The sequence below is a fragment of the Paracoccus sp. PAMC 22219 genome (assembly GCF_000787695.1).
Classification (GTDB): domain Bacteria; phylum Pseudomonadota; class Alphaproteobacteria; order Rhodobacterales; family Rhodobacteraceae; genus Paracoccus.
The window spans coordinates 1-14,367 of the sequence record NZ_BBPH01000172.1 but is presented as its reverse complement, the minus strand read 5'-3'; the positions used below and the strand labels follow the sequence as shown (position 1 = coordinate 14,367).

Sequence of the window (14,367 nt, the reverse complement as noted above, 5' to 3'; positions counted from 1 at the left end):
GCCGAGGCGCAGGCCCGCGCCCAGGCCGAAGCTCGCGCCCGCGCGCAGGCCCAGGCCGAGGCGCAGGCCGCCGCGTCCCGCAACCAGCGCTATCAGCCGCCCGAGGTCGACAGCGAACCCGAGGTCGTGGCCGCCGTTCCGCAGAACGCCATCGGCAATGCCGCCGCCAGCGCCACCGTCAAGGACGGGATCGAGCTGCGCAGCACGCAGATCATCGGCACCATCGGCGCGGGCCGGGCCAGCCGCGCGCTGGTGCGTCTGTCGAATGGCCGCGTGCTGACGCTGCGCATCGGTGACCGCATCAACGGCGGCACCATCAGCGAGATCGGCGACAGCCGCATCACCTATCAGAAACAGGGCCGCGCCCACGCGCTTGGCGTGCTGAACGGCCAATAGATCCGATCACCCGTCCAGACGGGTGATCGTGAAGCCCTCGTCCTGCAGCAGCGACAGGACCCCCGCCTCTCCGGGCAGGTGCAGCGCACCAAAGGCCGCGACGATTCCCTCATTCCCAGCCTCGGCGGCACCCTCCAGCAGGGGCGCGATCCAGGCGTGGTTCCGGTCGTCCATCAGCCGGGTCTGGGCCAGCTCCATCTGGCGATCGACCTCCTCTATGGACAATCCGGAATTGGCATAGGCGTCGAACCGCCCGAATTCCCAGATCGTCCAGACATCCCCGTCGAAATAGGCATCCGTCAGCGTGACCGCATAGTCGTCGGCATAGCCGGCCGCAGGCAGGCCCGCGCGGATCATGTCCAGTTCCTGTTCGGGCGTCAGGCCGTCGAACAGGCCAAAGATCGTGTCCCAAGGCTCCAACGACCGGACGGGCGTATCGGCAGCCTCCGCCTCGGCCACGAGCAGGTGATCCAGGCCCCCGGTCTCTCCGCCCTGCTCTGCCATGGTGCGGACCATGCAGGGCGACACGCCCAGCATCAGGGCCACGTACCACGGTCGCATCCGGGCGGTGATGACGCCCGGCGTGCCGCGGTCGGACATGGCCTGCGACAGCGCCGTCCATTCGTCGGGCGACAGGCGTTCGGGCAGGGTCGGACCGTCAGGATCGACCATCAGGGTCGGATCCTCGGTCAGGGCGCGGGTCAGGCGAGCCTCCTCCGCGGGGGCGGCCTCGACATAAAGGGCGTGGGCCTGGTCGATCAGCGGACGCACGCGGTCGACCATCGGCTGATGGCGCGGATCACCGAAATGATAGGTGCCGACCAGCGTGATGCGCTGATCGTCGCGCACGGCCTGATACAGCAGGCCTTGGCGAAAGGGCACGTCGCGGCTGGCAGCCTCGATAGCCTCGGCGCGGTCGGCGGGCATGGTGTCGAACAGGTTCTGGCCGGTACAGGCGGCCATCGCGCCTTGGCCCGACAGGGCGAACAGGGCGGCGGCAATCGTCAGTCGCATGGGTATCCTTGCTGGTCCTTCAACGGCCCCAGACTGTCATGTTTGCCCCTCTGCCGCCAGACACCTGACCGCGATGACCCGTTGACACAGCACGGCGATTTCCCTATCTAGCCGTCATTGGCACTCGCACCCGGTGAGTGCCAACAAAGAAACACTGCAACCTGAATCAAGGAGTGTTCGACAATGGCATTCACCCCACTGCATGACCGCGTGCTGGTCCGTCGCGTCCAGTCGGAAGAAAAGACCAAGGGCGGTCTGATCATCCCCGACAACGCCAAGGAAAAGCCCGCCGAGGGCGAGATCATCTCGACCGGCGAAGGCGCACGCAAGGATTCGGGCGAGCTGATCGCACCGACCGTCAAGGCGGGCGACAAGGTCCTGTTCGGCAAATGGTCGGGCACCGAAGTCACGATCGACGGCGAAGAGCTGCTGATCATGAAGGAAAGCGACATCCTGGGCGTGATCCACTGAGCCTCGGCCAGCTGATCCCCGGACAGTCCCTTCCTTCACCACAGAATACAGGAGATTATTCTCATGGCTGCTAAAGAAGTCAAATTCGGCACCGACGCACGCGACCGCATGCTGCGCGGCGTCAACATTCTGGCCGATGCCGTAAAGGTCACGCTTGGTCCCAAGGGCCGCAACGTGGTCATCGACAAGTCGTTCGGCGCGCCCCGCATCACCAAGGACGGTGTGTCGGTCGCCAAAGAGATCGAACTGTCCGACAAGTTCGAGAACATGGGCGCCCAGATGGTCCGCGAAGTCGCTTCGCGCACCAACGACGAGGCCGGCGACGGCACCACCACCGCCACCGTTCTGGCACAAGCCATCGTCAAAGAGGGCATGAAGGCCGTTGCGGCCGGCATGAACCCGATGGACCTCAAGCGCGGCATCGACCTGGCCACGCTGAAAGTCGTCGAGGCCATCAAGGCCGCGTCGCGTCCCGTCACCGACAGCGACGAAGTCGCCCAGGTCGGCACGATCTCGGCCAACGGCGAAGCCAATATCGGCCGTTTCATCGCAGACGCGATGCAGAAGGTCGGCAACGAGGGTGTCATCACCGTCGAAGAGAACAAGGGGATGGAGACCGAGGTCGAAGTCGTCGAAGGCATGCAGTTCGACCGCGGCTACCTGTCGCCCTATTTCGTGACCAACCCCGACAAGATGGTCGCCGATCTGGAAGACGCCTACATCCTGCTGCACGAGAAGAAGCTGTCCTCGCTGCAGCCGATGGTGCCGCTGCTGGAAGCCGTGATCCAGTCGGGCAAGCCGCTGGTCATCATCTCGGAAGACGTCGAGGGCGAGGCTCTGGCCACGCTGGTCGTCAACAAGCTGCGCGGCGGTCTGAAGATCGCGGCCGTCAAGGCACCGGGCTTTGGTGATCGTCGCAAGGCGATGCTGCAGGATCTGGCGATCCTGACCGGCGGTCAGGTCATCAGCGAAGATCTGGGCATGAAGCTGGAGAATGTCGGCATCGACATGCTGGGCCGTGCGAAGAAGATTACGATCAACAAGGATACCACCACCATCGTCGACGGCGCCGGTGACAAGTCCGAGATCGAGGCACGCGTGTCGCAGATCCGTCAGCAGATCGAGGAAACCACCTCGGACTATGACAAGGAGAAGCTGCAGGAGCGCGTGGCCAAGCTGGCCGGCGGTGTTGCCGTGATCCGCGTCGGCGGCATGAGCGAAATCGAAGTCAAAGAGCGCAAGGACCGCGTCGATGACGCGCTGAACGCGACCCGTGCAGCTGTCCAGGAAGGCGTTGTCGTCGGCGGCGGCGTGGCTCTGGTTCAGGGCGGCAAGGTTCTTGAAGGTCTGACGGGCGCGAACAGCGACCAGGACGCCGGCATCGCCATCGTCCGTCGCGCACTGGAAGCACCGATGCGCCAGATCGCCGAAAACGCAGGCGTCGACGGCGCTGTCGTTGCCGGCAAGGTGCGGGAATCGAACGACAAAGCGTTCGGCTTCAACGCCCAGACCGAAGAATATGGCGACATGTTCAAGTTCGGCGTGATCGACCCCGCAAAGGTTGTCCGCACCGCGCTGGAAGACGCCTCGTCGGTGGCCGGTCTGCTGATCACGACCGAAGCCATGATCGCCGAAAAGCCCGAGCCCAAGGGCCAGGGTGGCGGTGGCGGCATGCCCGACATGGGCGGCATGGGCGGGATGATGTAATCATCCCCCTGCCATACGGCAGAACTGGAAAGGGCGCCCCTCGGGGCGCCCTTTTCGTATCCGGCATGGCGGGCGCGTCTACTTGACGACGCCCTCGACACCGATGGACTTGCACAGCGACTGGAAGCGCGACTGCGCGACCTCTCCCATCAGGTGACGGCCGGTGGCGGTCAGCCGCAGTTCCAGCGTGCCCGCGGGGGTCAGGCGCAGGCTGGCGGCATCGGACGGATCGTCGATCGCGAACATCGCGCCAAAGCGCATCGCCTTGCCCAGGATCTCCGCGGCGCGGATCTGCTCGTCGTCCAGCAGCGCGAACAGCGGCGCCATCTGCGATTCCGCGCGGTTGTTCTTGTAGCGGTGCAGCAGCGCCAGCCCCAGGAAGATCCGTTCCGGGTGGCTCAGCGCCGCCATGTTGGCGCGGGTGACATTGTCGAAACAGGCCTCGGCCCGGTAATCGGGGTGGGCGCGCCACGCGGTGTCGTGCAAAAGGCAGGCCGCCCGCATCAGCCGGTCGCGTTCGGGCGTCAGGTCCGGGAACAGCGGCAGCAGGAACTGGTATAGCTTCTTGCCGAAACCCGGCAGGCGGGCCATCTGCTTTTCGGTAAAGCGCGCCGCCTCGATCAGCGGGTCGCGCTTGCGCAGCGTCGTGGACATGTGCTCGTAGAGCAGCCCTTCGCGGATGCCATAGCTGGAGATCGCCAGTTCCTTGGGGCCGAAGACCTCGATCATCTGCGCCAGGACCTGAGAGGCCAGCGGCACCAGCTCGATCCGCGAGGCGGAGATGCCGACCTTGGCGCGCAGGGTGCCCAGATCGTGCTTGCCGATCCAGGCGACGGTGTCGGCCACGGCGTCGGGGGTCATGCGGTATTCGTGCAGGACGGTCATGGGATAGCCCACGCGTTCCATGTCCAGCCGCGCGATGGCGCGCCACGATCCGCCGACCAGATAGATCCGGTCGTGATCGGTGCCCAGCTTTTCGGCTAGCCCCTGCAGGATCGTGGTGATATGCGCGCGCAGCTGATCGGGTGCCACCTGCTGCAGGCGGAACGGGCCCAGCTGCGACGTCACGCGCCGACCGACTTTGCCGTCCGCGACCTCTGCCAGCTCCATCGAGTTGCCGCCAATGTCGCAGACCAGCCCGCGCGCATCGGGCCAGCCCAGCAGGACGCCCTGTGCGGACAGCCGGGCCTCCTCCTCGCCGTCGATGACGTGCAGCTTCATGCCCGTCTCCTTCTCGACGCGGCGCTGGAAGGCGGGGCCGTCCTCGGCCTCGCGCACGGCGGCGGTCGCGACGCAGGTCAGCGGCGCGATGTCCATGCTGCGCGCAAGCGCCGCGAACCGGGCCAGGGCGGAAAAGCCGCGCTTGACGCCTTCGGGGTTCAGGCGGCCGGTGCGGGCCATGTCCTGGCCCAGACCCGCCATGACCTTTTCGTTGTAGAAATAGGCGGGCGACCGCGCCGCCCCGTCAAAGACCACCAGCCGGATCGAGTTCGAGCCGACATCCACCACGCCGATCCGTTTCAGGGCCCGCTTGGGCAGCTTGCGGAATGTGCCGCCGAATGGCTCGATCGTCTGGCCGCTTGTCGTGCGTACGCCGTTCATCTTGCAGCCCCTTGCCTTTGGTCGCCTGTTTAGTGGCCCGGCGGGGCCCGACCGTCAATCCGCCGAATGGGTCAGGGCCGGCACGTCGCGCGCCCCCGCCGTTCCCCGTCCCGACAGGGACGGGTTTTCCATGAAGAAACGGTGACAGTTGAACAGATCGTCACGCCCTTCGGGGAGGTAACGCAGGAAACGCCCATCCGGCTGCAACAACCAGCTTTGCGCCTCGTCGGCCATGTTGGCGGCCATGACCTGATTGACGATCTGCGCCTTGACGGTGTCGTTGACGCATTCGACCAGCGTCTCGACCCGGCGGTTCAGGTTGCGGTCCATCCAGTCGGCGGAACTGATGAACACCCGCGCCTTGGGCGACGGCATTCCGTGGCCGGACCCGAAGCAGACGATGCGGCTGTGTTCCAGATAGCGCCCGACGATCGATTTCACACGAATATTTTCTGACATGCCCTTGATACCCGGCCTGATTCCGCAAATTCCGCGGACGATCAGGCTGATCCGGACGCCGCAGCGCTGGCCGCGTACAGCGCCTCGATCACGTCCTTCTCGATCAGCGAGTTCATCTTGGCCCAAATCGCGCCGGGGCGGCCCTGGCGGGCATATTCCGCCTCGCGGCCGATCAGGTCGATCAGCCGCGACTTCAAGTCGATCGGAGAGATCGACAGGTTCTCCAGCCCGGCGGGCTGCACGTAGCCGGACAGATAGTTGAAGACCTTGGTCGCGTCCCGCCCAAGCGCCGGGTTGCAGGTGAACAGCGACAGGTCGGTATAGATGCGCGCCGTGATCGGGTGATAGTTGCCGGTCCCGTAATGGGTATAGGTCACCAGCCCCTCGCCCTCGCGCCGCACGATGGTGCTGATCTTGGCGTGGGTCTTGTAGTTCACGAAGCCATAGACGACATGCGCACCCGACCGCTCCAGCCGCCGCGACTGACGGATGTTGGCGGCCTCGTCAAAGCGGGCCTTGAGTTCGACCAGCGCGGTCACCGACTTGCCGGCCTCGGCGGCCTCGCACAGCGCGTCGACGATGGGGCTGTCGCGGCTGGTGCGATACAGCGTCTGCTTGATCGCCAGCACGTCGGGGTCGCGTGCGGCCTGCGCCAGATAGCGGACCACCATGTCGAAGGTCTCGTACGGGTGATGCAGCAGCATGTCCTTCTGGCGGATCGCCGCGAACATGTCGCCGTCATGGTCCTGGATGCGTTCGGGGACGCGGGGGGTGAAGGCGGGCCACATAAGGTCGCGACGGCTGTCCAGCACCAGTTCGCGCAGGTCGGCCATGCCCAGCAGGCCCTCGACCTCAATGACCTCGTCGGGACTGACCTCCAGTTCCTCCATGATCAGGCGGCGCAGGCGGTCGGGCGCGCCCGCGGTGATCTTCAGCCGGATGACGCTGCCGCGGCGGCGGCGCTTCAGCGCGGTCTCGAACTCGCGGACCAGGTCCTCGGCCTCTTCCTCGACCTCCAGGTCGCTGTCGCGCAGCACGCGAAAGCTGCAATGGCCGGTGTCGCGATAGCCCGGAAACAGGCTGGACAGGTGCATCAGCAGCAGGTCCTCCAGCCGCAGGAACCGCTGTCCCCCCGGCAGGGGGACAAACCGCGGCAGCTGCGCCGGAATGGGCAGCAGCGCCTGCATCTTGCGGCCGTCAGTTTCGCGCGCCAGTTCCAGCGCCAGCGAAAAGCCCGCGTTCGGGATGAACGGGAACGGGTGCGCGGGGTCGATGGCCAGAGGCGACAGAACCGGAAAGACCAGGTTCTGGAAATGGCCGTTCAGGAACTCTTCCTCGGACCGGGTCAGGCGCTGGCGGGACAGGATGACGATGCCAGCCTGTTCCATCTCCTTGCGCAGGGTGTTCCAGACGCCCTGCTGCGCGCCCATCAGGCGGCGGGCATCGGCGTTGATCAGGGCCAGCTGTTCGGCCGGGGTCAGGCCGTCATCGGACGGTGTCGTGCTGCCCTCGCGCACCAGTTCGCGCAGGCCCGCCACGCGGACGGTATAGAATTCGTCCAGGTTCGTCGCGCTGATCGACACAAAGCGCAGGCGTTCCAGCAATGGCACGCGCGGATTGCGTGCCTCGTCCAGCACGCGCCAGTTGAAGGACAGCCAGGACAGCTCGCGGTTAAAGAACCGCGCGGCCCCTTCCGGGGTGCCCTCGGGCAAGGTCTTGGGTTCGGGGAAGGGCGTGCGAAGGAAATCGGCTTGGGTCATGATCGTCCGGCGGCTGGCGTGGACGCGATCATGCGTCAGCCTCGGACAGCTTGTCCAGCAGGTCGGCGGCGATGCGGCGGGTCACAGGGCCCTTCTCGGCCATCGCGGCGTGGTCCATCGCCGCGACCAGGCGACGTGCCAGGCCCAGGTCACGGTCCATGTGCAGCACCAGCCAGTCGATCAGTCCCGCGGGCACGGCCAGCTGACGATCCGCGAACAGCTTGACCAGCACCGCGGCCAGCAGCGCCTCGTCCGGGGACCCAAGGCGCACCTGGGGCATCGCATCCATGCGCGACCGCAGATCGGGCAGCACCAGCCCCCAGTCCCGCGGCGGCGTGCGCGCGGTCAGCAGCAGCAGGCAGTCGCGCGGCGCGCACAGGTTCCACAGGTGGAACAGCGCCTGCTCCGCGCCCGCGGCGAAACCCGCATGATCCGCATCCTCGACCACCACGGCACCGCCATCGGCGGCCAGCAGGTCGGCGGCATCGGGGCGCAGGGCCGAGGCGCTGACGCGCAGCGCGCCGTTCTCGGCCGCCCAGAAGGCCGCCAGATGGGTCTTGCCAGACCCTTCGGGGCCGATCAGCAGCATCCGTCCCGCGGGCCAGTCCTGGGGACGGTCCAGCGCCTTCAGCGCGGCATGGTTGGCGGGCGCGGGCAGGAAATCCGCCCGCGCATGGGCGGGCGGGGTCGTCAGATCCAGCGTCAGCTGGCGCGAGGGGGGAACAGGCTCAAGCCGTCAGCCTTGGGCGTCGCGGCGCGCCAGGTCTTCCTGCATGGCCTCGATATGCTGCTGGCTGCGGGCGCGGTCGGCGTCCATGCGGGCGGTGCGCATCCGGTTGGCCACGGTGCCCGTCGGCACCATCTCGACCAGGATCGGTTGCGACGGCTCCGACGGCAGGGCCTGCCCGGTGAACAGCGAGCTTTCGCGATAACGCGCGATCAGGAACCGCGCCAGCACCCCAAGCGCCGCCGCCATCGGCACCGCCATGACCAGCCCGACAAAGCCGAACAGCGCCCCAAACACCGACAGCGCCAGGAGCAGCCAGACGGGGTGCAGGCCGACATGACCGCCGACGATCTTGGGCTGCAGATAGTTGCCCTCGACGATCTGGCCCAGTGCAAAGATCGCGACGACGGCGCCGATCCACAGCGGATCGCCCCAGAAGCTGAACAGCGCCACGCCAATGGCCGTGGCCCCCCCGATCAGCACACCGACATAGGGGATGAACGACAGCACCGCCGCCATGATCCCGATGAAGAAGCCGAACGGCAGCCCGACCAGCATCAGCGCCAGCGCGTACCACGTCCCCAGGATGGCGATCACCACCCCCTGCCCGCGCAGGAAACCCGACAGGCGTCGTCGATCTCGGACGCCAACTGGCGGATGGTGGCGGCATGTTCGCGCGGCAGCAGGTCGTCGACGGCCGACACCAGGTGATCCCAGTCCAGCAGCAGATAGAACGCCACCACCGGCACGATGACCAGCAGCGCCACGGTGCCCAGCACCCCGGTGACCGATCCCAGTAGGGTCGACGCCAGCCGGCCCGCCTGATCGCCCACGGCCGCCTGCAGGTCGGTCAGGGTCTGCTGCAGCCCGTCGCCCTGCGGGATCAGGTTGGGAAAGCGCGTGTCCAGAAACCCGCGGGCCTGTTCGAACATCGCCGGCGCGGTCTCGATCAGCGCGGTGGCCTGGCGCACCAGCACCGGCACGACCAGCAATACGATGGCGACAAAGGCCAGCACCACGGCGAACGTGATCACCACCACCGACATGGTGCGCGACAGGCCCGCGCGTTCCAGCCGGTCTGCGACCGGGTCCAGCAGATAGGCGATCCCCGCCCCCAGGATGAACGGCAGCACCGCCTGGCCCAACAGCCACAGCGTCACCAGCAGCGTCAGGGCCGCGATGCTCCACCACATGACCTGCTTGCGTACGGGGATGCGCATGGTTCGACCCTTGTCCTGAAATCTGCGGCGAATGTGCCGCCCCGTGCGTCTGGTTGCAAGCGCGATGCTTGGCAAGCCCGGACCGATCCGGTAACGCTGCGGACCGAACCGCTTTGAAGGACCCGTGCCATGCGTCTGTCGCGCTATTTCCTGCCCGTGCTGAAGGAAGACCCCAAGGAGGCGCAGATCGTCAGCCACCGGCTGATGCTGCGTGCGGGCATGATCAAGCAGCAGACCGCGGGCATCTATTCCTGGCTGCCGATGGGCTTCAAGGTCCTGCGGCGCATCGAGCAGATCGTCCACGAGGAGCAGGCCCGCGCCGGCCACATCCCGATGCTGATGCCCACGTTGCAGCCCGCCGACCTGTGGCGCGAAAGCGGCCGCTATGACGATTACGGCGAAGAGATGCTGCGCATCAAGGACCGCAACAAGCGCGACCTGCTGTACGGCCCCACGAACGAGGAGATGATCACCGACATCTTCCGCAGCCATGTGGGCAGCTACAAGGACCTGCCGCTGACGCTGTACCACATCCAGTGGAAGTTCCGCGACGAGATCCGCCCCCGGTTCGGCGTGATGCGCGGCCGCGAGTTCCTGATGAAGGACGGCTATAACTTCGACCTGACCAAGGAAGACGCGCTGCACGCCTACAACCGTCACCTGGTCAGCTATCTGCGCAGCTATGAGCGGATGGGCCTGCAGGCCATCCCGATGCGCGCCGACGGCGGCCCGATCGGCGGCGATTACACCCACGAATTCCTGGTCCTGGCCGAGACCGGGGAGTCCGAGGTGTTCTATGACAGCCAGATCACCGACCTGACCTTTGGCGACCGCCAGATCGACTATGACAACGTCGCGGAGTGCCAAGCCGTGCTGGAGGAATTCACCAGCCGCTATGCCCGCACCGACGAGACGCATGACGAGGCCGTCTATGCCGAGGTTCCCGAGGAACGCCGCCGCACCGCCCGCGGCATCGAGGTCGGCCAGATCTTCTATTTCGGCACCAAGTATTCCGAACCGATGGGCGCCACGGTGCGTGGCGCGGACGGCGCGCAGGTGCCCGTCCACATGGGCAGCCACGGCATCGGCGTGTCGCGCCTGCTGGGTGCGATCATCGAGGCCAACCACGATGACAAGGGCATCATCTGGCCCGAGGGCGTGACCCCCTTCCACGTCGGCATCGTGAACCTCAAGCAGGGCGACAATTCGACCGACGCAGCCTGCGATGCGATCTACGCGGAACTGCAGGCCCGCGGCCTGGATCCGCTGTACGACGACCGCGACGAACGGGCCGGGGCAAAGTTCGCGTCCATGGACCTGATCGGCCTGCCGTGGCGCATCACGGTCGGCCCGCGCGGTCTGACCACCAACAAGGTCGAGCTGACCAGCCGCCGTACCGGCCAGACCGAGGAGTTGTCCCCGCAAGAGGCCATCGCCCGGATCGCCCAGATCTATCAGCCCGTGCTGGGCGTGACGGTCGCAGACAAATAGAGCTGCCTGATCGTCTGCCGCCGCGTTTCGGTCGAAGCGTGGCGGCAGACCGTCGGTTGTCCGGCCGAGTTGCTTGAAGGCAATGGAGCTTATGTTTGCACGGAAGCATCGGCCTGCATGATGAGCCTATGTAATTGATACGAACGTTAGGGTTCTAGAAAGTCTAAGCTCAACGGTTACCCGAGCAGCGCCGACGTTGCCTGCTTACACCACGATGCTCTTGGTACCGTTAGTCGGATGTCGAATGCCAGGCATCCGACAGACCAACGTCATGCTTTAGCACCCTTGTCCGTAGATGAGCGGAAAGGATTTTCCCACAACCAAAGACGAGCGGCGACAGCATGAGCCGTGCAACGCGGCCCGAAATGCCGTCTGCTTCTAAGGCGTTCGCTAGCACGGGTCCAATTCGCAAACAAATACGGATGAAGGTTCAGGTGACCGGTATCGGACCAATGCCTGATCTCCGAATCGTAGGAGCGTCAACACATCAGGATGATGCCGGTTTCCATATGCCGCGATCGCCACGGAACATGACCCACCTAAAGATGCCTGCTGCTGCTATAGCTCCTGACCATCGTCTGCGCCGCGCCCTACATCTTCGACAGAGGCATCATCGTTATCGGTCGGTGTTTCATCAGCGTCTGGGACGAGTTCCGACGTTCCTGGAACGGGCTCACCGTCAACATAGCTGCTTGTCACGGTCTGTCCGTCCACAACTTTCTGGACCGAGACTGGCTGTGTCGAGTTCGCAAAGTTCAGGGTCAAGAACAAAGCGTCCTGGGTTCCACACTGCCCCGCTACTGACCCCATCGAAAGACCGACCCCAACATATGCTACGCAAGGGTCGAGGATATTTGCATGATGCGTTGGGCTCTCAATCAGCGCGGAGTGGAGCCGATCGACATCAGCTTCGCTAGGGTCCAGACTCATTGAGTTTCAGCGTCAGAAGAGGACTGTTGCGGCGAGGGCGATAGCGGAGAAGAAAGTCTCCGGGCATCTGTCGTATCGGGTGGCAACCCGTCGCCAGTCCTTAAGGCGGCCGAACATGATCTCGATGGGATTGTGGCGCTTGTAGCGCCTCTTGTCGTATTTCACCGCCCTCTTGCGGGACTTCCGGCCCGGGATGCAGACCTTTATCCCCTTTTCTTTAAACGCTTCCCTGAACCAGTCAGCGTCATAACCCCTGTCGGCGAACACCACCACGCCTTCGGCAGGCTGCCCAGCAGAGCCGCAGCGCCGGTGTCGTCGCTAACTTGCCCGGCGGACATGAAGAGCCCGATCGGCCGCTCCTTCGCGTCCGCGACGGCGTGCGACTTAGTATTCATGCCACCCTTGGTGCGCTTGATCTAGCGTCCGCCCCCCCTTTTTGACCCCCAGGCTTGAGGCCGTGCGATGCGCCTTCAGATAGCTCGCATCGATCATGCTCGTCTTGTGCGCGGCGTTTTCGGCAGCCAGGCCGACCATAATCCGGGCGAAGACGCCGTGATCGTGGCTGCACTCGGAGCAATGGCGTTTGCCACTCACCTCCAGCGCTTCCAGCGCTTATAGAGGGCCTTGGCCGGACCATACTCCCTGGGCGCGTCGAACCACCGCAAGCCATTGAAATTGATAAATATTATGCCACTCAGAACGCGCCGGTCGTCGACGCGGGCTTGCCATGGCTCTTGGGAAGGAACGGCCGCAGCCGATCCATCTGTTTATCCGTCAGCCAAAAAAGATTGCTCGGCGGTCAGGTCTCCTTGCGAAGCCGGAATCACGCAAACTGAATGAAATCATTGGGCCTGGAGCCTGGAAAATCATATTGAAAAGGACAAAAGCCAGCTCCGTCCAGCCCTGCCGATAGCGATTGAACTGTAACTATAGGGCAGAAGCCTTAGCCGGGCGGTCCAGCGTTGCACCGACCGCTACCGCAGATGCCCCTGCGTCACGCAACAACCTGTCCAAAAACCATGCAATTACGCGCGATATCGCGCTTCCTTTTTGGAAATTGCGCTTCTAACCTGCCGCGCAGGACAATGTTCCAACTGGGAGACTTCCACATGAAAAAACTTCTTCTTGCGACCGCCGCCGGGGCGCTGATGGCCGGTGCCGCGGGCGCCGAAGAAATCAAGCTGGGCATCTCGCTCGGCTTTACCGGTCCGCTGGAATCGATGGCCCCCGCGATGCAGCAGGGCGCCGAGATGGCCATGAAGGAGGTCAGCGATTCCGGCCTGCTGATGGACGGATCGACAGTTGTGGCGGTCACGGGTGACAGCACCTGCATCGACGCCGCCGCGGCCACCGCGACGGTGGAGCGCCTGATCGCGTCCGAAGGCATCAAGGGCCTGATCGGCGGCATGTGTTCCGGCGAGACGATCGCTTCGCTGGAGAACGTCGCCAAGGCGAACGGGATCGTCATGATCTCTCCGTCGGCGACGTCGCCGGCGCTGACCGACATCGAGGATGACGGCCTGTTCTTCCGCACCGCCCCGTCGGACGCCCGTCAGGGCGAGGTGATGGCCCAGATCATCGCGGACCGCGACATCGGCACCGTCGCCGTGACCTATACCAACAACGACTATGGCAAGGGCCTGGCCGATGCGTTCGCCGCGGCCTTTACCGCCAATGGCGGCACGGTGACCGTCAACAGCGCGCATGACGACGGCAAGGCCGACTATTCGGCCGAGATCGCGGCCCTGTCGGCGGCTGGCGGCGACGCGCTTGTCGTTGTCGGCTATGTCGACCAGGGCGGTTCGGGCATCGTGCGCGGCGCGCTGGACAGCGGCGCGTTCGAAACCTTCGTGTTCCCGGACGGCATGGTCGGCCAGGCGCTGGAGGACAACTTCGGCTCCGAGATCGAAGGCAGCTTTGGCCAGAACCCGGCCGCCGAAGGCGAGGGTCGCGAGGCCTATCTGGCGATGGCCGAGGCCGCGGGCTTTGACGGCTCGGGCGCGTTTTCGGCCGAAGCCTATGACGCGGCGGCGCTGATGCTGCTGGCGATGGCAAAGGCCAAGTCGTCCGATCCGGCGGTCTACAAGGACCATATCATGGACGTAGCCAACGGCCCCGGCGAGGAGATCCTACCCGGTCAGCTGGCGCAGGCGCTGGAGATCATCAACGGCGGTGGCGACGTGGATTATGTCGGCGGCACCTCGGTCGAGCTGGTGGGTCCGGGCGAATCCGCCGGCACATTCCGCGAGATCCAGTTCACCGATGGCGTCCTGGAAGTGGTCGGCTATCGCTGATAGCAGATCTGAACGGGCGGCCCGGCACCAAATCGGTGCCGGGCCGTTTTTCAAAAATAACAGCCGCTTGACGGCACATCTTCACCCAGAATGTGAAGACAGGGAAGGTGACGCATGATCCGTGTCGAGGATCTTCACAGACATTTCGGCGGCTTTCGCGCCGTCGACGGCGCCAGCCTGACGATCGAGACCGGCTCGATCACCGGGCTGATCGGGCCGAACGGCGCGGGCAAGTCGACGTTGTTCAACGTGATCGCGGGCGTGCTGCCCCCACCTCGGGGCGCGTCTTCATGGAC

General features: G+C 65.1%; 7 protein-coding genes and 5 pseudogenes. 6 read left to right on the top strand and 6 right to left on the bottom strand.

Going from position 1 to position 14,367, the window contains the following annotated elements:
• Window positions 1-396, top strand: a pseudogene (locus TY51_RS22865) (hypothetical protein); the annotation flags it as partial.
• A gap of 6 nt (window positions 397-402) precedes the next feature.
• Here TY51_RS22865 and TY51_RS16960 read toward each other — a convergent pair.
• On the bottom strand, window positions 403-1,410 hold the full coding sequence (locus tag TY51_RS16960) for a TraB/GumN family protein (protein ID WP_042251740.1): 1,008 nt from the start codon (window positions 1,408-1,410) through the stop codon (window positions 403-405).
• A gap of 183 nt (window positions 1,411-1,593) precedes the next feature.
• Here TY51_RS16960 and TY51_RS16955 point away from each other — a divergent pair, with 183 nt between their 5' ends.
• Complete coding sequence (locus TY51_RS16955; RefSeq protein WP_042251737.1) at window positions 1,594-1,881, top strand: co-chaperone GroES; 288 nt, start codon at window positions 1,594-1,596, stop codon at window positions 1,879-1,881.
• A 63-nt stretch (window positions 1,882-1,944) separates the two neighbouring features.
• On the top strand, window positions 1,945-3,588 hold the full coding sequence (groL, locus tag TY51_RS16950; protein WP_042251734.1) for a chaperonin GroEL: 1,644 nt from the start codon (window positions 1,945-1,947) through the stop codon (window positions 3,586-3,588).
• Window positions 3,589-3,666: 78 nt separating this feature from the next.
• On the opposite strand, the gene TY51_RS16945 is transcribed toward groL, so the two are convergent.
• From TY51_RS16945 to TY51_RS16930, 4 genes and pseudogenes are all read right to left on the bottom strand, one after another.
• The gene (locus tag TY51_RS16945) at window positions 3,667-5,190 is read right to left on the bottom strand and encodes a Ppx/GppA family phosphatase (RefSeq protein ID WP_042251732.1); all 1,524 of its coding nucleotides are present in this window, start codon (window positions 5,188-5,190) and stop codon (window positions 3,667-3,669) included.
• A 54-nt stretch (window positions 5,191-5,244) separates the two neighbouring features.
• A pseudogene (locus tag TY51_RS16940) lies at window positions 5,245-7,409 on the bottom strand (RNA degradosome polyphosphate kinase).
• 28 nt (window positions 7,410-7,437) lie between these two features.
• Window positions 7,438-7,998, bottom strand: coding sequence for a chromosomal replication initiator DnaA (locus TY51_RS16935; protein ID WP_231559117.1), 561 nt, complete (start codon window positions 7,996-7,998; stop codon window positions 7,438-7,440).
• A gap of 147 nt (window positions 7,999-8,145) precedes the next feature.
• Window positions 8,146-9,329 (bottom strand): annotated as a pseudogene (locus tag TY51_RS16930) (AI-2E family transporter).
• Window positions 9,330-9,485: 156 nt separating this feature from the next.
• Here TY51_RS16930 and proS point away from each other — a divergent pair.
• Window positions 9,486-10,847: a proline--tRNA ligase gene (proS, locus tag TY51_RS16925; RefSeq protein ID WP_042251724.1), complete on the top strand. Its 1,362-nt coding sequence runs from the start codon at window positions 9,486-9,488 to the stop codon at window positions 10,845-10,847.
• Between the two features lie 942 nt (window positions 10,848-11,789).
• Here proS and TY51_RS21330 read toward each other — a convergent pair.
• Window positions 11,790-12,540: pseudogene (locus TY51_RS21330) on the bottom strand (IS5 family transposase).
• A gap of 346 nt (window positions 12,541-12,886) precedes the next feature.
• Here TY51_RS21330 and TY51_RS16910 point away from each other — a divergent pair.
• Window positions 12,887-14,071, top strand: coding sequence for an ABC transporter substrate-binding protein (locus TY51_RS16910; RefSeq protein WP_042251744.1), 1,185 nt, complete (start codon window positions 12,887-12,889; stop codon window positions 14,069-14,071).
• Between the two features lie 114 nt (window positions 14,072-14,185).
• A pseudogene (locus TY51_RS16905) lies at window positions 14,186-14,367 on the top strand (ATP-binding cassette domain-containing protein); the annotation flags it as partial.

Coding starts and splice junctions, on each gene's coding strand:
- TY51_RS16960 (WP_042251740.1), bottom strand. CDS start 1,410: ATGCGACTGACGATTGCCGCCGCCCTGTTCGCCCTGTCGGGCCAAGGC.
- TY51_RS16955 (WP_042251737.1), top strand. CDS start 1,594: ATGGCATTCACCCCACTGCATGACCGCGTGCTGGTCCGTCGCGTCCAG.
- groL (WP_042251734.1), top strand. CDS start 1,945: ATGGCTGCTAAAGAAGTCAAATTCGGCACCGACGCACGCGACCGCATG.
- TY51_RS16945 (WP_042251732.1), bottom strand. CDS start 5,190: ATGAACGGCGTACGCACGACAAGCGGCCAGACGATCGAGCCATTCGGC.
- TY51_RS16935 (WP_231559117.1), bottom strand. CDS start 7,998: ATGCTGCTGATCGGCCCCGAAGGGTCTGGCAAGACCCATCTGGCGGCC.
- proS (WP_042251724.1), top strand. CDS start 9,486: ATGCGTCTGTCGCGCTATTTCCTGCCCGTGCTGAAGGAAGACCCCAAG.
- TY51_RS16910 (WP_042251744.1), top strand. CDS start 12,887: ATGAAAAAACTTCTTCTTGCGACCGCCGCCGGGGCGCTGATGGCCGGT.